Below are 17,115 nucleotides of genomic sequence, written 5' to 3'. Positions count from 1 at the left end.
TCAAACGCTTCAAGCCATTTTCCGGCGTCGCTTCTTCACGCTTGATCAAAGCACGAAGCAAATGTGTGCGCACGCTAGCCCCACAAGGGGGAGGTAGAAGCCGCCCTCTCCATCCCTGCACGAAAACTGCACGCGACTGCGGGAAACCTCCTTGTATCCGCCGCACGGTTTCCCTGCCGGCCTGCGAGACAGACGGCATGCAAAAGCGAGCAAGCCCCCGTCTGCCCTACCGGTTGCGCAGTGAATGCTGGTGGCTGCCCGATCCGCCGCGCGCGGATCCCACCGCCATCCTCATTCCCTTTGTCCGCAAGAGCCCGCCGCCAATGCGGCCGGATGCGATCAGGCCAGAGGCTGCCAGGCCAGAAGCAGCCAGGCCAGAAGCAGCCAGGAAGGTCGGTTCATGATATCGTTTTTCACAGCGGCACCAAGCTATTGCAGCCGCTTCGGCATTGCGCTGCTGCTGGTCGTGCTGGCGGATTTCCTGTTCTACGGCCAGCCGGTCGGCATCACGGTTTTGCTGTTCGCCATCCTGATCGCCGCCGCGGTCGTGGCCGTGCATCCCGCGGCCTTCAGCGATAGCAGGGTCTGGCTGAAGCCCGCCGCCCTGCTGGTCGCGCTGCTGCCGCTCGCCGAAAATGCCAGCGCCTTGTCCGTCTCGATCGCGCTTGCGGCCCTTGTCGTGTTCGCGCTTTCGCTGAGCGGGCGCCTGCGGCACGGTCCCACCCGCATTGCCCGGCAGATCGCCCTGTTTTGGCTCGCGGCGCCGTTTCGGTTCGTTGGCGATTTCATCCGCTGGCGCAGGACAGCGCGCCGGTTCGGCCGGCGCCGCGTCCGGCTGGCGGCGATCGCCGTCTGGGTGATGCCGTTGACGCTGGGCGCCGTCTTCCTGGCGCTGTTCGGCGCCGCCAATCCGGTCATCGGCTACTGGCTGTCGCTGGTCGACCTTCTGAAGCTGCTCGATCTCATCCAGCTGGCGCGCATTGCCTTCTGGTTGTTCGTGCTCGCCGGCGTCTGGGCCTTTTTGCGGCCACGCCTGCCGCGATTTCGTCGGCGCGCTTCCCGGCCAAACCATGTCCCGGCTGCTCAGCCGGCGACCAATCCGCAGGTTCACGTCATCGAGGATATCGTTTTCGGCAAGGCGGCCATCCTGCGCGCGCTTGTTGTCTTCAACGTGCTGTTCGCGCTGCAGACCGGGCTCGACGTCACCTATCTGTGGGGCGGTGCCGGCCTTCCCGACGGCTTGAGCTACGCCGCCTATGCGCATCGCGGCGCCTATCCGCTTGTTGTCACCGCACTGCTCGCCGCCGGTTTCGTCCTGGCAGCGCTCAGGCCCGGCAGCGCGACCTCGGCCGATCTGGTCATTCGCCGGCTGGTCTATGCCTGGGTGGCGCAGAACATCATGCTGGTCATCTCGTCGATCCTGCGGCTTGACCTCTATGTCGGCATCTATGCGCTGACCTATTGGCGTATCGCGGCTTTCGTGTGGATGGGGCTGGTGGCGGCGGGCCTTGCGCTGATCATCGCCCGCATCGCACTGCGAAAATCCAACGAATGGCTGTTCTCCGCCAATCTTCTGACGTTATCCCTGGCGCTTTATGGCTGTTGCTTCATCAACTTCGCGGCAACGATCGCCAATTACAATGTCGACCATTCCCTCGAAATGACCGGCCAGGGCATTCCCCTCGACGCCTGGTATCTGCGCTCGCTCGGCCCGGGCGCGTTTCCGGCGCTCGACCGGTTCTTCGATCACCAGGACAAGACGCCTGCCGCCGGCGCTGTCCGCGAGCTGGAGCGTATGCGCGACAGCGACGAAAGCTGGTATCGCAGCGTCCAGAACAACTGGCGGGCCTGGAGCTTTCGCGACTGGCGCCTGCTGCGCTATCTCGACAGCAAGGGGTCGCTCGTGCTTCCTCAGCCCTCGCAACCTACCGCGCCGGACCGCTGATCCATGCCGCATCACATCCTCGTCGCCGACGATGACCCGCATATCCGCGAGGTGATCTGCTTTGCGTTGGAAAAAGCCGGCATGAAGACGGCTGCCGTTTCCGACGGCGCGGCCGCTCTGCGAGCGATCGAACGGCACACACCTGACCTGGTCGTGCTCGACATCGGCATGCCGGAGATGGACGGGCTGGAGGTCTGCCGGCGGCTCAGGCACACATCCGATGTGCCGGTGCTGTTCCTGTCGGCACGGGACGAGGAGATCGACCGCATCCTCGGTCTCGAAATGGGCGGCGACGATTATGTGACGAAGCCGTTTTCCCCGCGCGAGCTGGTCGCCCGCGTCAACGTCATCCTGCGGCGCGCCCGGCCGATGGCGCCCGAACCGGCCGACGACAGGCAGTTCGCGCATGGCAAGCTCATTCTGGTGCCGGCCAGCCACGGCGCCAGCTTCGATGGCAAGCCGCTGTCGCTGACGGGTATAGAATTCTCGATCCTGAAAGGGTTTCTGGCGCGGCCGGCGCATGTGCTCGACCGCGACGCGGTGATGGCCAATGCCTATGCCGGCAAGGTCCATGTCGCCGACCGCACCGTCGACAGCCATATCCGCAACATCCGCGCCAAGCTGGCGGCGGCGGGTTGCCTTGACGCCATCGAGACGGTGCACGGCGTCGGCTTCCGGCTCGGCCGATGCGGCTGACCAGTTCGCGCAAATGGATCGGCCGCAAATGGCGGCCACGGCTTGCCACCGTCGTCGTCGCCATCCTGGTCATGGTGATGGCGCTGCCGCTGGTCGGCCTGTTCTTCTTTCGCCTCTACGAAAACCAACTGATCCGCCAGACCGAGGCGGAACTGATCGCGCAAGGCGCGGCCATCGCCGCCATCTACGCGCAGGACGTTCGCGACGCCGGCATCGCGCCGGAAAAGCTTGGCGCGCCGACACCTGGGGCAAATGGGATCTCAAGCCGAAGCGCCAATCCCGACGGCCGCTACCGGCCGATCGAGCCGCGCCTCGATCTCGCCTCGGATTATGTGCTTCCGACCCGGCCGGCGGCGACGCCCGCAATCGCCGATCCCGCCTTCGCCGCGATCGGAACGCGACTGTCCGGCATTCTCGACGCCACGCAGAAAACCACGCTGGCCGGTTTCCGGCTGCTCGACCCCCGGGGCGTCGTCATCGTCGGGCGCGGCGAGGTCGGGCAGTCGCTCGGCGAGGTCGAGGAGGTGCGCACCGCGCTCGGTGGCCGCTATGCCAGCGCGCTCCGGCTGCGCATTCCCGACCAGCCGACGCCGCCGCTCTATTCGGTCAGTCGCGGCACCAAGGTGCGTGTCTTCGTCGCTTTGCCGGTGGCCGTCGACGGCAAGGTCGCCGGCGTGGTCTATGTGTCGCGGACGCCCAACAACATCGTCAAGCACCTCTATGGCGAGCGCGGCAAGGTGACCTTGGCGGCGATCGCCATCCTCGGCGGCACGCTGCTCATAGGCCTGGTCTTCCTGCGCACCGTCAGCCGGCCGATCTATGCGCTGATCGACCGCACCGAGCGCATCGCCGCCGGCGACCGCGACGCGATCCGGCCGCTCGACCACCACGGCACATACGAGATGGCCGAGCTTTCCGTCGCCTTCCTCGACATGGCTGAAAAACTGCAGGCGCGATCGGACTCGATCCAGACCTTTGCCACCCATGTCTCGCACGAGCTCAAATCGCCGCTGACGGCGATCCAGGGCGCGGCCGAGCTGCTGCGCGATTCCGGCTCGGCGATGGACGATGCGGAGCGCCGGCGCTTTTCCGACAACATCGTCACCGATGCCGGCCGGCTCAACCTGCTGGTGCGGAAGCTGCTCGACCTGGCACGGGCGGAAAATCTCGCGCCCAGCGGCCAAAGCACCTCGATCGATGCAGCGCTCGCCCTGCTCCCGGTCGACACCAGGCTGGCGGTTCGCGTCGAGGCCGGCGGCGACCTGGCCTTGCGCATATCGGCGGAGAACGCGGCGATCGTGCTGGGCAATCTCATCGACAATTCGGCCCGGCACGGCGCGACTCAGGTTTCGATCATCGCTGCAAGCGCCGGCGGCAAGGCGACGGTGCTGGTCGGGGATGACGGCGCCGGCATTTCGCCGAGCAACCAGGCGCGCATCTTCGAACCGTTCTTCACCACGCGGCGCTCCACCGGCGGCACTGGCATGGGCCTCGGCATCGTGCTGGCCCTCCTGAAAGCGCATGATGGTATGATCCGGCTGGTTGACAGCGAGCCCGGCACGCGCTTCGAGATCATTCTGCCGGTAGTATCAGAGTGAGCATGATCTTTTCCGAAAACCGGCGGCCACTTTTCGGGATCATTCTCTAGGCTTGGAGAGGCATAAAGCGTGCGCTACGACATCGTCATCATCGGCGGGGCCATCGTCGGGTCCTCGATCGCCTACTACCTGCGCGAGCAAGGGTTTTCCGGCTCGATCGCGCTGATCGAGCGCGATCCGCAATTCGCGCAGGCGGCAACGACGCTGTCCATGGCCTCTATCCGGCAGCAATTCTCCATTCCGGAAAACATCCGGCTGTCGCAGTTCACGCTGAAGCTGTTCCGGCGGCTGAAGGAAGAGTTCGGCACCGATGCGGATATCGGTTTCCGCGAGGGCGGTTATCTCATCCTTGCCGGGGAAGCCGGGCTGCCGATCCTGAAGGCCAATCACGAGGCGCAGATCGCCGAGGGCGCCGACATCGTGTTGGAGGACGCCGAGCAGCTGACGCGGCGCTTCGCCTGGCTGTCGACCGAAGGTATTTCCGCCGGCGCCTATGGCCGCACCGGCGAAGGCTGGTTCGACGCGCATGCGATGCTGACGCTGTTCCGCAGGGCGCTGCGCGACAAGAAGATCGATTTCATCACCGCCGATGTCACCGGCATTGCGCGCGATGGCAACCGCATCACCGGCGTCAGCCTCGACAATGGCCAGGCGCTGGAAGCCGGCATCGTCGTCAACGCCGCCGGGCCGAATGCCGGCAAGGTCGCGGCTTTTGCGCGGCTCGAGCTGCCGGTCGAGCCGCGCAAGCGCAACGTCTTCGTTTTCGAGGCGCGCGAGAAATATGCCGACATGCCGCTGCTGGTCGATCCCTCCGGCATTTATGTGCGCCCGGAAGGCTCGGTCTACCTCACCGGCGGCGCCGAACCCGAAGAGGGCGACGGCCCGGCCGCGCCCGGCGATTTCGAGGTCGACTGGCCGCTGTTCGAAGAGGTGATCTGGCCGGTGCTGGCGACCCGCATTCCGGCCTTCGAGGCGATCAAGGCGACTCGCGCCTGGGCCGGCCACTACGACTACAACACGCTCGACCAGAACGCGGTGATCGGCCCGCATCCCGAGGTCGGGAATTTCATCTTCGCCAATGGGTTTTCGGGTCACGGGCTGCAGCAGGCGCCGGCGGTCGGCAAGGCGCTGGCTGAACTCATCGTGCATGGCAGTTACCGGACGGTGGATTGCGCGGCGTTCGGCTATGGCCGGGTTGCAGAAGGAAGGGCGTTCCGGGAATTGAACGTGATTTGACGCCGGCAGACCAGGAGGGGCGCGCGAAGGACCGCTGCGCAGCGTTTTTTAATTCTGTAGCCCTGCCAGCCAGTAGCCACTGGAGAAAAAGTCAGCCCCTCCGGCCGAACCAGAAGGCATCGGGCATGCGCTTCATGCCGATGCGCTCGTAGAAGCCGACGGCGTCGGGCATCGAAATCAGGCTGATGGCGACGGAGGGGCCGAGCTGCCGCCGTGCCTCGTCCATCAGGCCCTTGCCGATGCCGAGACCCTGCGCCGATCGGGAGACGGCGAGCTCCGATATGTAACAGACCCAGGAGAAATCGGTGACGGCCCTGACGACGCCGATCAGCGGCTTGCCCTCCACGTCGAGACGAGCGGTCAGCACCAGGTTGGCGCCTGAAAGCATCGCCTGCAGGCGCGCGTCGTCATCGACGGGCCGCGTCTCGCCGAGGCCGGATTCCACCAGCACACGGCGGAATTCGGCGATGTCGAGCGCTGCTTCGCGCGCGTACAGGACGAGGGGGTTTTGAGCCATGTCCGCCAGACTGCATCATCGGGCGGCCAATTCGAAGCTGTTTTTTGCGCGGCCGGCGTGTGGCTTCCTCATATAAACGATTGCCTTTTATTTGCCCGCGGCTTTGTGTAAACCGTGCCTCAGCAAATTCCCCCCGCAACGAAAAAACGGGCCAAAGCCATGGAAAAATTCACCAAGCTCACCGGCGTCGCCGCGCCGATGCCGATCGTCAATGTCGACACCGACATGATCATCCCGAAGGATTATCTCAAGACGATCAAGCGCACCGGGCTTGGCACCGGCCTATTCGCCGAAATGCGCTACAAGGACGACGGTTCGGAAAATCCGGATTTCGTGCTCAACAAGCCGGCCTACCGCAAAGCGCAGATCCTGGTCGCCGGCGACAATTTCGGTTGCGGCTCGTCGCGCGAGCACGCGCCGTGGGCGCTGCTCGATTTCGGCATCCGTTGCGTCATCTCGACCTCGTTCGCCGATATCTTCTACAACAACTGCTTCAAGAACGGCGTGCTGCCGATCACCGTCAGCCCCGAGGATCTCGAGAAGCTGATGGACGATGCCTCGCGCGGCTCCAACGCCACGCTGTCGGTCGATCTCGAAGCCAAGGAAATCCGTGGCCCGGACGGCGGCGTGGTCACCTTCGACCTCGACGACTTCAAACGCCACTGCCTCTTGAACGGCCTCGACGATATCGGACTGACCATGGAGAAGGCCGGCGCCATCGCCTCGTTCGAGAAGAAGAACGCCGAACAGCGCCCCTGGGCCTGAGCGGGACTCTGCTGGAGATATAACCCGGCCGCCCAGGCCGGGTTTGCGGCGACTGAAGGGGAGGAACAGTCATGGCGCGTTCGCTTCTTGAGCGGTTCACCGTTTCCCGGAAACGCCGAACCGCTCTACCTCCTTGTTTCGACGCAATTCCCAGGGGAATTGCTCTCGCCGGCGTTTGCGGGTTGGCCTTGTTGCTGATGCCCGCCGCGAGCGCGTTTGCCCAGACTGAGACACCGGCCGCGCAACCGGCGCCGTCGGCCGAAAAGCCGGCCACCGACCAGGGGACGGGAACGGGCGCCGCCGATGCTGCCGACGATGACAACCAGGGCCCGATACCCTTCGAGGGCGGCCAGTTGACCATCACGCAGCCGGAGCAGGATGGCGAGAAGGTGCTCGCCTATGACGGCAAGCAGCTGGCCAGCAACTACGACGTCTTCTTCGACAAGGTCGTCGAGGTCGGCGGCGTCAAGGTGGCGCTGTTCGATGTTGGCGATGGCGGCAATCAATGCGGGCCGGCGACGGTGATTGTCTGGAAGCCGGAAGGCGGCGCCATCCAGAGCACGAAGGTCGAGCAGGACGAGTGCGGCGCGCCGCCCTCGGCGGTGTCCGACAACGCCATCTATTTCGTGCCCTATCTGTTGCCGGGCGATCAGAAGCCGGCTTTGCAATGGTCGCCGACGGACGGGCTGACGATTTCAGGCAATCTGACCTACATGCCCGAACCTGGCACGGACTGGAAAGACATCGATCCGGAAAAGTACCAGAACATCATCGACGCCTTCCACAACGAGGCCGTCTACAAGCAAGCCGAGACGCTGCTCGGCAAGGACATGCCCGACGTGGCGACCAGCCTGCTGGTCGGCGGCGGCACGGAAAAGACCGCGTCCGGCGCCTTCTACGCCAGCGGCTGCGTGCCGCATGATTGCGGCGGCAATGACGGCTTCATGGCCGTCGACCCGGCCCAGCACAAGCTCTACTTCGCCCGCCGCGGCGACAATGGCCAGCCAAACGCCTGGCCTGACGTGAAGACCTGGCCGGCCGATGTGAAGGCGGCGTTGGACAAGGCGCTGGGCGAAGCGAATTAGAACGGGCTCCTGCTGTGAGGCCGCGATCCTTCGCGCCCCCCTCTGTCCTGCCGGACATCTCCCCCTCAAGGGGGGAGATTGGCTGTTTCGGCGCTCCGCTCGTTCCTGCAATAATTGGCGAAAGCCGGGACGACTACAATCTCCCCCCTTGAGGGGGAGATGCCTGGCAAGGCAGAGGGGGGCGCTGTCCCGCCGACATCAACCGCTTTGGCCCATGGTCAGCCCAGCCCTTTCCCTGCAAAATGCCACACCATCCGCGAGGCCTCCCATGCGCAAACTCATCTCCACCGGTTCGCCGTTCGAAAAGACCGCCGGCTATTCGCGCGCGGTGGTGCAGGACGACTGGTGCTTCGTGTCCGGCACGACCGGCTATGACTATGCGACCATGACGATGCCGGAGACGGTCGAGGCGCAGACGCGTAACTGCCTGGCGACGATCGGCAAGGCGCTGGAGGACGGCGGTTTTGCCATGGCCGATGTGGTGCGGGCGCACTACTACATCACCGACCAGGCTTTCGTGGACGTGGTGTTCCCGATCCTGGGCGAGACGTTCGGCGACATCCGGCCGGCGGCGACGATGATCGTCTGCCAGCTGAACAAGCCGGAAATGAAGATCGAAATCGAGGTGACGGCGCTGCGGCGCTCGGCCTAGAGCAGTTCACCGTTTCACGAAACGGCGAACCGCTCTATCTCTTTGTTTTGACGCAATTCCGGACGGAAAACCGTTCACACTTTTCCTGGAATTGCTCCAGGTAGTTGAGGCCAAGGCCATGAAGGTCCGGCGCATGGTCGCCAATATCGCCACGCAAGACATCGCGGCGGCGAAGCGCTTCTATCAGGACGTGCTCGGCCTCGACGTCCTGATGGACCTTGGCTGGATCGCCACCTACGGTTCCGAGGCGGAGATGCAGGTGCAGGTCTCCTTCATGGCCCAAGGCGGCTCCGGCACGCCGGTGCCGTATCTCTCGATCGAGGTCGACGATGTCGAGGCGGCGCTCGAAGGCATGAAGACGGCAGGCTTTGCCATCGAATACGGGCCGGCCGACGAGCCCTGGGGCGTGCGCCGCTTCTATGTGCGCGATCCGTTCGGCCGGCTGGTCAACATTCTCTCGCATCGGTGAAGCTCAGGCGCTGGGAATTGCGAGACGCTGGCGGGACAGCGCCCCCCTCTGTCCTGCCGGACATCTCCCCCTCAAGGGGGTGTTTGGACCGGGGACATCGCGAACAGGTGTGCGAGGACATCGCGAACAGTTTGGCGTGCTTTGCGCCGGGAGGTTCGCGATGCCATTTGGGGACACCAGTGTGATGGATGGGAAGTTGGAGTTTGTGCGTCTTGCTGCGCAGGACGGCAGCAATGTCAGTGCGCTTTGTCGTCGTTTCGGGATCGGCCGCACCTGTGGTCACAAGTTGATTGCGCGGTATCGCGCCCATGGCGAGGCCGGGCTCGCGGAGCAGTCGCGCCGCCCGGCGACGAGCCCGTCGCGCAGCGTCGATGCGGTCGAGGCGGCGGTTCTTGGCATGCGCCGGGCACACCCGGCCTGGGGCGGACGCAAGATCGCCAAGGTGCTGCGGCGCGAAGGAACCGGTTCGCCTGCACCCTCCACGGTGACCGGGATCCTGCATCGCAACGGCGTCGAGCTGGGCTTGCTGGGGGGTGGAGCCAAGCCGTTCGGGCGCTTCGAGCATGCCGCCCCCAACGATCTGTGGCAGATGGACTTCAAAGGCCATGTGGCATTGCGGCAGGGCGGCCGGCTGCATCCGCTGACCGCGCTCGACGATCATTCGCGCTTCTCTGTCGTGCTGCAGGCTTGCATCAACGAGACCGGCGAAACGGTCAAAGCCCACCTGATTGCCGCCTTTCGCCGCTATGGACAGCCGCAGCGCATGGCTTTCGACAACGGTCCGCCATGGGGAGATGGTGGACGAAGCAACTTCACACGTTTCACCGTCTGGCTGATCGAACACGGCGTCGCCGTCTCCCACTCCAGGCCCCTGCACCCGCAGACGCTGGGCAAGGAGGAACGCTTTCACCGCTCGCTCAAGGCCGAGGCGATGGCCGGACCTGCCTTCGAAAATATCGAGGGCGCGCAGAATGCCTTCGATGCCTGGCGCGACCTCTACAACGCCGAGAGACCTCACGATGGCCTCAACGGCTGCGTCCCCCTCGACAGATACACACCCTCGCCGCGCTCCTTCAGCGAGGCCGTCGAAGCCTTCGACTACCCAAAAGGCGCCATCGTTCGCAAGGTCCAGAAAGAGGGCCGCGTCGCCTTGTGTGGCTACATCCTGCGCCTCTCCAAGGCATTTGGCGGAAAAGCCGTGGCCTTCATCCCCACCGGAAAGGACGGCGTCTTCCAAGCCTTCTTCAGACATCAGAAAATAGAAACAGTCGACCTCAACCTCTGCAGACGATAAGTGACAAAACTGTTCGCGATGTCCTCGCACACCTGTTCGCGATGTCCCCGGTCCAAACACCCCTCAAGGGGGGAGATTAGCGGTCTCACCGTTCCAAGGCAGAGGGGGCGTGAAGGATCTCGGCGCTCGTCCCCTTGCGTCGCAAGCGCTTGGCGTTTAGCAAAGCGCCGGTTCAAATCTTTCTGGGACGGTTTTCATGGCAACGAAGCATCTTTTCCTGCTCCCCGGTGACGGCATCGGCCCCGAGGCCATGGCCGAGGTCAAGAAACTGATCGCGGCCATGAATGAAAAGCTCGGCAGCGACTTCGCCACCGACGAAGGCCTGGTCGGCGGCTGCGCCTATGATGCGCATGGTGCCGCGATTTCGGATGCCGACATGGCAAAGGCTATGGCGGCGGATGCGGTGCTGTTCGGCGCCGTTGGCGGGCCGAAATGGGATGCCGTGCCCTACGAGGTGCGCCCCGAGGCCGGCCTGCTGCGGCTGCGCAAGGACATGGAGCTGTTCGCCAACCTGCGCCCGGCCATCTGCTATCCGGCGCTGGCGGCATCCTCCTCGCTCAAGCAGGAAGTGGTCGAAGGCCTCGACATCCTGATCGTGCGCGAATTGACCGGCGGCGTCTATTTCGGCGAGCCCAAGCAGATCATCGACCTTGGCAACGGCCAGAAGCGCGGCATCGACACCCAGGTCTACGACACGTTCGAGATCGAACGCATTTCGGGCGTCGCCTTCGAGCTGGCGCGGACGCGCAAGAACCACGTCACCTCGATGGAAAAGCGCAACGTCATGAAGTCGGGCGTGCTGTGGAACGAGGTTGTCACCCAGACCCACAAGGCTAGATATTCCGACGTCAAGCTCGACCACATGCTGGCCGATGCCGGCGGCATGCAGCTGGTGCGCTGGCCCAAGCAGTTCGACGTCATCGTCACCGACAATCTGTTCGGCGACATGCTGTCCGACATCGCCGCCATGCTGACCGGCTCGATCGGCATGCTGCCGTCGGCCTCACTCGGCGCGCCCGACGCCAAGACCAAGAAGCGCAAGGCGCTCTACGAGCCGGTGCATGGCTCGGCGCCGGACATTGCCGGCAAGGGCATCGCCAACCCGATCGCCATGATCGCTTCCTTCGCAATGTGCCTGCGTTATTCCTTCGGCATGGTCGATGAAGCCGACAGGCTGGAAGGCGCGATCGCCGCCGTGCTCGACCAGGGCCTGCGCACGAAGGATATCTTCTCGCCCGGCATGGCCGAGGTCGGCACGGTCGAGATGGGCGACGCGATCATCGCCAAATTCCTGGGCTGATCCACCATGGCGGTCGCCGTCCGTTGGGCGACGACTGGCGACGCCAGCGCACTTGCCACCATGCTGTGTGCGATGGCGGTGCACTACAAGCAATCGCCGCTCGACCCAGACCGGGCCCTGTCGGCCGCGCGCAAATGGCTTGGCGAGGAAAGCCCGGCCTATCCACATTTCGCGCTCGCCTTCGTCGGCGGAGAGGTCGGCGGGCTGGCGTCGGTGGCGATCGCGCATCCCGGCATCGATCTCGAGCGGCTTCTGTTCCTCAAGGATCTGTTCGTGCTGGACGGAACCCGGGGCGGCGGTGTCGGCCGAGCGCTGATCGGCTTTCTCGCCGGCCATTGCATGCGCGAAGGCATCGGCCGCATCGACCTGACCACCGAGGACTGGAACGAGGGTGCGCTGCGTTTCTACGACCGGCTTGGCGCTGAGCGCCACGGCCAGAAGATCTTCCTCAGATTGTCTGGCGCCGCCTTGAAGAAGATCAAACCCTGACGCCCGCCGGCACCGGTCCCCACTGGTTTTCGCGCCCCTGCGTCGGGATCAGGGCGAAGACCAGGATGATCAGGCTGCCGAAGGTCGGGATGAGGATCAGCAGGCAGAGCCAGCCGGTCAGGCCGAGGTCGTGCAGGCGGCGCACGATCATGCCGAGGCTAGGCAGAAAGGTGGCCAGCAGGAACATGCCTAAAAGCCCGATCGTCATCGCGGGCATCTCGGAGCTGTCGAAATTGCCCATTTCGATATCGGCGAAGATGCCGATGCCGCCGATGATCAGCAGGCAAACCGTCCAAAACAGGCAATAGCCCCAATATTCCTTGCGGCGGGCGCGGCCGGCAAAATTGAAGTAGTTCTGGGTCACGCCCCGCCAGAAATAACCCCAGAGGTCGCTGGGTTCGGCCGGCTCGGAGGAGCGGCCGAAATGCCGTGCCTGCGATGGGGCGGCTGCGGGTGCCGCACCAGCTTGAGCCGGTGCGGCGCTCAAAGCGGCGTCGGCAGCTAGGCTTGAGGCAACCGGGCTCGCAGCGGCGATCGAAAAAACATCGCGCGCCTGGCCGCCGCCCGGTTGGAACTCGACCACCGTCCCCTTGGTCATTGCGGTTTGCCGGCGCAGGTTCTCGCGGGTGAAGGTGTAGCGGTTACCGTCGGCTCCGGTGATGAAGCCGAAGCCCTGGTCCTCGTCATAGTGAAGAACTTCGCCGCGCATGCGCCACCCCTGTCGCCAATGTCCCTGCCAAGGTGTCGCATGGGGCCGCGCCCATGGGCAAGCCATGCGCCATGGCTACCATATCAGCGGCAAATGAAGCATAAGGCGTCAGAAGCAGCCATCCTCGCCCAAAGCAGACAATGACAGCCGAGTGCCCTGATGCCAGTGTCGCGACGCAAGCCGGCGAGGCCGAGAGGCCTGCCCCCTCTGTATTGGCGATCGACGCCACCGGCCTGATGCTCTGGCCACCCGGCAAGGGGCTGGCCGGCATCCCGCGGGTGGAAAGCTTTCTCGTCAACGCGGCGCTGGCCGATCCCGACCCTTGCGTGGAGGTGGTCGCGTTCAGGTCTGGGGACGGCCGGTTCGGACCACTCGCACCCTATGAACAAGACCATGTCGCGGCAGGCGAGATTTCACCGCATCATGTCACACGGTGGCCAGGAAGGCGCGCTGCGCTGTCGCAGGCCTTCGAGGCCGTGAGGCAATATCCATCGGGGAGGCGCGAGACGGATCGCCATCTGGCCAACGCGGTGACCAATGGTCGTAAGGGGATCGTCTACCAGGCGACCCGGCTGCTTATCCGCGCCTATCGTCTCTACCGGCGGACCAGGGTCCGCCTAAGCCAGCTGACTCCACCCCTGCCGGTCGAGGTTGAACGCGGCCTCGTGCTGATCAGCCATCACATCCTGACCCAGGAAGACCGGTCCGCCGTCTCCGGCGACGCCGGCAAGCTTGCCTTCCTCTGCCACGATATCATCCCGGCGTTGCGTCCCGATTTGCTTGGAGCGGGCACTGGTGAACGCCGCTTCGGGTCCTATATCGAACACCTCGTGCGCTTGGGCGCCCCGGCATTCTGTGCCTCCGACGAAGTCGGCGTCACGCTGACCGATCACATGCGCAAGGCCGGCATGGCCGCGCCGGTCGTGTACCGGTTCCCGATGCCCTCGATCCTGCACGAGACGGCATCGCGCATGGGCGCGACGTCGCGCATCGAGACCGGCGAGCCGTTCGTGATCTATTGCTCGACCATCGAGGTGCGCAAGAACCACATCCTCCTGGCGCGGATCTGGCAGCAGGCGCTGGAAGAAGGCGTCAAGCTGCCGAGGCTTGTCTGCGCTGGGCGCTGGGGCTGGATGATCGAGCCGCTGCGCGCCTTTCTCAAGGCGCATCCCGAACTGCTCCAGTCGATCACCTTCACCGGGCTGGTCAGCGACGAGCAGCTCATCCAATATTATCGCAGCGCCACCTTTGGCGTTTTTCCCTCGCATATCGAAGGTTGGGGCTACGGCGCTTCGGAATGTCTCGATTTCGGCGTCCCGGTCATCGTGTCGACGGCGCCGTCGCTGATCGAAGCGACCGGCGGGCTGATGCCGGCGATCGATTCCAATGACCAAGCCGGCTGGTATGCGGCTATCTGCAGGATGACGGAGGACCACGCCTGGCGCTCGTCGCTGGCCGAGCGCATCGCCAAGCAGCACCGCCCGACGCCTGCATCGGCAAGCTGGGCCGCCATCAAGGCCGGCCTGCATGCGTCGGTCTCCCGGGCTTCGAACGCCTGACCGAACCGGCCGGTTTCGATCCGTTACTGGCCTGGAACAATGGAGAAAAACGAGTGCAACAGGGCTGTTTGGCGGAGGTAAAATGAAGAGCAAAAGACTTGCCCTGTACACTTTCGGCATATTCCGTGCTCCAGCCAGTGATCCCGTGAACCAGGGCTTTCATGACCGCAACGATCGCAATTTTCTGATCGCCGAAACGAGCGTGGGATTCATCGCCAGATCGGGCTATGATGAAGAGCCCGGCCCCGAAAGCTGGGGCGTGCAGGTCTTTCCGCGCTTCTATAGTGAACGTGGAGACGGTTGGTCGCCATCGACGTTGTCGCTGTGGAAAGACCTGGCATCGCCGATGGCATTCTCCTATGCCGGAATTCATAGGGAGGCGATGAGGCACGGACGAGAATGGTTTCTCAAACCCGCCTGGCCGCCCTATGTGCTGTGGTGGGTCGAGCGGGATTATACGCCCACCTGGACGGAAGCCGTGGTCCGACACGAATTTCTCCACGACCACAAGGCCAGCGCTTTTGCCTTCGATTTCAAGACATGTTTCGATGAAGACGGCCGCTCGACGACAGTCGACAGCCAGGTGGTCAAGCAAAACATGCGCTTGAATGAAGAACGCCGGCAGCAAATGATCCAGACCGTGAACTCATAATGCGGAATGGCCGAGATGGGAGCGACAGCCGCCTGTCCGTTTCTTGCCATCGGAAGGGACAGGCCGCTGCCCTGCCGAGCTATTTCAGAGGCAGAAAGAGTTCAACGACCACTTCGCGTAGGGGCCCCTCCGGGAAGTGGGACAGATGTCGTTGGCAATAGATCGGAAAGTCGCGTGCTTCCTCGCCGCTGGCAGGAAGCCACTCACGATAAAGGTAAAGTGCTGCGGGCTCGAGATTGTTGGTATTGCCGGGGTAGCGCAGCACCGCACAGCGTCCGCCCGGGATCACGCCAGCCTTCATCTGCGCGTCATTCGCCTCGATCGGTTGGTCGGTCCCGGCACAAATGTCCATGCTGTAGTCAGCCGGGACCGCAGGCTCTCTTTCGGAACGGAAGACGTTGAAGGTCGGGCTTGTCTCGGGCGACAAGCCCGCGGCCTTACGCCAGGCGATGAACCGCTGGATGGTGTCCTGGAGCGTCGCCCGGTCTCCGCGATGCTCCATGATCGCCACCGGCGTCGGGGGCACATCGCGGATCGTCACGTCGCCGTGATCAAAAATTATCTGCATGAGTGTGTTCCTTGCTTTTTCGAGGGGCCCGAAGGCCATGAGCCACGACCCCCAGTCGGGAGACTTCCGGAACGACGAGGGCGATTGTCCGAACCGTTGCCGAAAGGCGCGGGCGAAGGCATCCGGCGCGTCATAACCGGCATCCATCGCGATATCGGTGACGCTTTGGGCGTCACTTTCGGCAAGCCTGTATGAAGCGCGCTTCATGCGGGCGAGCTGGACATAGCGATGCACGGACAACCCGAAGGTGGACGTGAACTGCCGATGGAAATGGTATTTCGAGAACGCCGCGACACCGCTCAACGCCTCCAGGCCCAGATCGTCATCCAGATGCTGGTCGATGTGGTCCAGCACCCGCTGCATTCGGGCTTGGTAGTTTTCAAGTGCTGCCTTCAACGCTCTTCCTCCGTGGCGACACCAACTAGGCCTTTCCGGATATGTCGCGCTCGACCGATCTTGCGATTTTGGCATGGATCAACAGGGGCCTGGACGCCATGGCGCGGTCTGCCAGCGCGCTACGGCTCGCGCACGATCAGCCACAATCGCTTTGTGCGCTGGTGAAAGGCGGAGGCCGCATGATGGATGCCATCGCGGCAGCACAAGGCGGCGACATCCAAATGATCGACAGCGCGAGTGCGGTTCACCGTTTCACGGAAACGGCGAACCACTCTATCTCTTGGCTTTGATGCGATTGCGGACGGGAACCCGTTTCACATACTTTTCGGCATCATGCTCAACCTGGCCGCTTCTTCGCCTTCTTGTGCTTCGGCGGGCCGGCATTGTCGAATTTCGGCTTGCCCGGCTTCTTCGCCCACGGCTTCGCCTCATGCGCGGCGGCGGGGCGTTCGGCTGCCGGTGCACGCTTCTCGAACTTGTGCTTCGGTGCGTTGGGGTCGAACGGCGCCTTGCCGCGATGCGGTTTCTTGTCGGGGCTTGGCGGCTGGTAGCCGGCCCGCGACAGGTCCGGTGTGCCGTCCAGCCGCTTGACCACGATGTTGCCCTGGAGTTTGCGGTCGGGACCGATCGCCGTCAGGAAACGATCGGCCCAGTCGGCGGCGATCTGCACGAAGGTCTCTTCCGGCTGCATCTTGATGGCGCCGATCTCGCGCTTCGAGATGCTGCCGGTACGGCACAGCATCGGGATCAGCCAGCGCGGCTCGGCATTCTGCCGGCGTCCGATTGACAGCGAAAACCAGACGCTGGCGCCGAAATCGTCGCGCCGGCTGGGCGCCTCGTCGCGGCGCGCGAAACCTTCGCCCGACGGTCTTTCACGCGAGGGCGTGAACGGCGCGACATCCATGAGATCCTCGGGCGCCGAGCGGCTGGCGCGGCACTGGCGCACGAAGGCGGCGGCCACCTGCTCGGCGCCATGCTGGCTCAGAAGCGCGTCGATGAAGGCGCGCTCGTCGTCCTTGACCGGCTCGTCGAAGGCCGGATCGGCAAGGATGCGCTCGTCGTCGCGCCGGATCACGTCGTCGGCCGATGGCGGGCTTGCCCATGTCGCCGTCAGCTTGGCGCTCTGCAGCAGGCGTTCGGTGCGCCGGCGGGCGCTGCCAATTATTCGTTCGGTGACATCGTCCT

The 17,115-nt window shown here is 64.2% G+C and carries 17 protein-coding genes and 1 pseudogene; 14 read left to right on the top strand and 4 right to left on the bottom strand.

Features of this window, described 5'->3' with window-relative positions; all coding sequences use genetic code 11:
- The first annotated feature begins 400 nt into the window (after positions 1-400).
- From X743_RS138280 to X743_RS138295, 4 genes are all read left to right on the top strand, one after another.
- Complete coding sequence (locus tag X743_RS138280; protein ID WP_023769358.1) at positions 401-1,945, top strand: DUF4173 domain-containing protein; 1,545 nt, start codon at positions 401-403, stop codon at positions 1,943-1,945.
- A 3-nt stretch (positions 1,946-1,948) separates the two neighbouring features.
- Positions 1,949-2,641 carry a response regulator transcription factor gene (locus tag X743_RS138285; RefSeq protein WP_023769357.1) on the top strand — a complete coding sequence of 231 codons (693 nt, stop codon included), beginning with the start codon at positions 1,949-1,951 and terminating at the stop codon, positions 2,639-2,641.
- Complete coding sequence (locus X743_RS138290; protein ID WP_023769356.1) at positions 2,632-4,239, top strand: ATP-binding protein; 1,608 nt, start codon at positions 2,632-2,634, stop codon at positions 4,237-4,239. Before X743_RS138285 ends, X743_RS138290 begins: the two co-directional genes overlap by 10 nt.
- 69 nt (positions 4,240-4,308) lie before the next feature.
- Positions 4,309-5,475, top strand: a complete 1,167-nt coding sequence (locus tag X743_RS138295) for an FAD-binding oxidoreductase (protein ID WP_023769355.1) — start codon at positions 4,309-4,311, stop codon at positions 5,473-5,475.
- A 91-nt stretch (positions 5,476-5,566) separates the two neighbouring features.
- Here the strand turns inward: X743_RS138295 and X743_RS138300 are convergent, their stop codons facing one another.
- Positions 5,567-5,992 (bottom strand): GNAT family N-acetyltransferase, encoded by a 426-nt coding sequence (locus X743_RS138300; protein WP_023769354.1) that lies wholly within the window; start codon positions 5,990-5,992, stop codon positions 5,567-5,569.
- Positions 5,993-6,151: 159 nt separating this feature from the next.
- On the opposite strand from X743_RS138300, the gene leuD reads away from it, so the two are divergent.
- The 7 genes from leuD (at position 6,152) to X743_RS138335 (ending at position 12,046) form a co-directional block, all read left to right on the top strand.
- Positions 6,152-6,757 carry a 3-isopropylmalate dehydratase small subunit gene (gene leuD, locus X743_RS138305; protein WP_023769353.1) on the top strand — a complete coding sequence of 202 codons (606 nt, stop codon included), beginning with the start codon at positions 6,152-6,154 and terminating at the stop codon, positions 6,755-6,757.
- Positions 6,758-6,903: 146 nt separating this feature from the next.
- Entirely contained in the window at positions 6,904-7,842 is a 939-nt protein-coding gene (locus tag X743_RS138310) for a hypothetical protein (protein ID WP_031258840.1), read from the top strand.
- 268 nt (positions 7,843-8,110) lie between these two features.
- Positions 8,111-8,494, top strand: coding sequence for a RidA family protein (locus tag X743_RS138315; protein WP_023769351.1), 384 nt, complete (start codon positions 8,111-8,113; stop codon positions 8,492-8,494).
- Between the two features lie 118 nt (positions 8,495-8,612).
- Entirely contained in the window at positions 8,613-8,963 is a 351-nt protein-coding gene (locus X743_RS138320; protein WP_031258838.1) for a VOC family protein, read from the top strand.
- A gap of 160 nt (positions 8,964-9,123) precedes the next feature.
- Positions 9,124-10,257 (top strand): IS481 family transposase, encoded by a 1,134-nt coding sequence (locus tag X743_RS138325; protein WP_051508651.1) that lies wholly within the window; start codon positions 9,124-9,126, stop codon positions 10,255-10,257.
- Positions 10,258-10,453: 196 nt separating this feature from the next.
- On the top strand, positions 10,454-11,557 hold the full coding sequence (gene leuB, locus X743_RS138330; RefSeq protein WP_023769348.1) for a 3-isopropylmalate dehydrogenase: 1,104 nt from the start codon (positions 10,454-10,456) through the stop codon (positions 11,555-11,557).
- 6 nt (positions 11,558-11,563) lie between these two features.
- On the top strand, positions 11,564-12,046 hold the full coding sequence (locus tag X743_RS138335) for a GNAT family N-acetyltransferase (protein WP_023769347.1): 483 nt from the start codon (positions 11,564-11,566) through the stop codon (positions 12,044-12,046).
- Here the strand turns inward: X743_RS138335 and X743_RS138340 are convergent.
- The gene (locus tag X743_RS138340; protein ID WP_023769346.1) at positions 12,036-12,755 is read right to left on the bottom strand and encodes a DUF805 domain-containing protein; all 720 of its coding nucleotides are present in this window, start codon (positions 12,753-12,755) and stop codon (positions 12,036-12,038) included. The two genes, X743_RS138335 and X743_RS138340, sit on opposite strands and share 11 nt — an antisense overlap.
- 140 nt (positions 12,756-12,895) lie before the next feature.
- Here X743_RS138340 and X743_RS138345 point away from each other — a divergent pair, with 140 nt between their 5' ends.
- Positions 12,896-14,314, top strand: coding sequence for a glycosyltransferase (locus X743_RS138345; RefSeq protein ID WP_031258836.1), 1,419 nt, complete (start codon positions 12,896-12,898; stop codon positions 14,312-14,314).
- A gap of 82 nt (positions 14,315-14,396) precedes the next feature.
- Entirely contained in the window at positions 14,397-14,966 is a 570-nt protein-coding gene (locus X743_RS138350) for a DUF3291 domain-containing protein (RefSeq protein ID WP_031258835.1), read from the top strand.
- Between the two features lie 79 nt (positions 14,967-15,045).
- Here X743_RS138350 and X743_RS138355 read toward each other — a convergent pair whose 3' ends face one another.
- Entirely contained in the window at positions 15,046-15,930 is an 885-nt protein-coding gene (locus X743_RS138355; RefSeq protein ID WP_031258834.1) for an AraC family transcriptional regulator, read from the bottom strand.
- A gap of 81 nt (positions 15,931-16,011) precedes the next feature.
- Between X743_RS138355 and X743_RS1000000172620 the strand changes: the two are divergent.
- Positions 16,012-16,169, top strand: a pseudogene (locus tag X743_RS1000000172620) (IS5/IS1182 family transposase); the annotation flags it as partial.
- 98 nt (positions 16,170-16,267) lie between these two features.
- Here X743_RS1000000172620 and X743_RS138365 read toward each other — a convergent pair.
- Positions 16,268-17,115: DbpA RNA binding domain-containing protein (locus X743_RS138365; RefSeq protein ID WP_023769341.1), on the bottom strand; the 848-nt coding region annotated here is incomplete at its 5' end.

The organism is Mesorhizobium sp. LNHC232B00 (assembly GCF_000502435.1).
Lineage (GTDB): Bacteria > Pseudomonadota > Alphaproteobacteria > Rhizobiales > Rhizobiaceae > Mesorhizobium > Mesorhizobium opportunistum.
Note: the sequence above shows the minus strand (reverse complement) of the source record. Positions and strands in the feature narration are given on the sequence as shown.

What these genes read in the sequence shown, in the direction of transcription:
- X743_RS138280 (WP_023769358.1), top strand. Translation starts at nt 401, where the DNA reads ATGATATCGTTTTTCACAGCGGCACCAAGCTATTGCAGCCGCTTCGGC.
- X743_RS138285 (WP_023769357.1), top strand. Translation starts at nt 1,949, where the DNA reads ATGCCGCATCACATCCTCGTCGCCGACGATGACCCGCATATCCGCGAG.
- X743_RS138290 (WP_023769356.1), top strand. Translation starts at nt 2,632, where the DNA reads ATGCGGCTGACCAGTTCGCGCAAATGGATCGGCCGCAAATGGCGGCCA.
- X743_RS138300 (WP_023769354.1), bottom strand. Translation starts at nt 5,992, where the DNA reads ATGGCTCAAAACCCCCTCGTCCTGTACGCGCGCGAAGCAGCGCTCGAC.
- leuD (WP_023769353.1), top strand. Translation starts at nt 6,152, where the DNA reads ATGGAAAAATTCACCAAGCTCACCGGCGTCGCCGCGCCGATGCCGATC.
- X743_RS138315 (WP_023769351.1), top strand. Translation starts at nt 8,111, where the DNA reads ATGCGCAAACTCATCTCCACCGGTTCGCCGTTCGAAAAGACCGCCGGC.
- X743_RS138320 (WP_031258838.1), top strand. Translation starts at nt 8,613, where the DNA reads ATGAAGGTCCGGCGCATGGTCGCCAATATCGCCACGCAAGACATCGCG.
- X743_RS138325 (WP_051508651.1), top strand. Translation starts at nt 9,124, where the DNA reads ATGCCATTTGGGGACACCAGTGTGATGGATGGGAAGTTGGAGTTTGTG.
- leuB (WP_023769348.1), top strand. Translation starts at nt 10,454, where the DNA reads ATGGCAACGAAGCATCTTTTCCTGCTCCCCGGTGACGGCATCGGCCCC.
- X743_RS138335 (WP_023769347.1), top strand. Translation starts at nt 11,564, where the DNA reads ATGGCGGTCGCCGTCCGTTGGGCGACGACTGGCGACGCCAGCGCACTT.
- X743_RS138340 (WP_023769346.1), bottom strand. Translation starts at nt 12,755, where the DNA reads ATGCGCGGCGAAGTTCTTCACTATGACGAGGACCAGGGCTTCGGCTTC.
- X743_RS138345 (WP_031258836.1), top strand. Translation starts at nt 12,896, where the DNA reads ATGACAGCCGAGTGCCCTGATGCCAGTGTCGCGACGCAAGCCGGCGAG.
- X743_RS138350 (WP_031258835.1), top strand. Translation starts at nt 14,397, where the DNA reads ATGAAGAGCAAAAGACTTGCCCTGTACACTTTCGGCATATTCCGTGCT.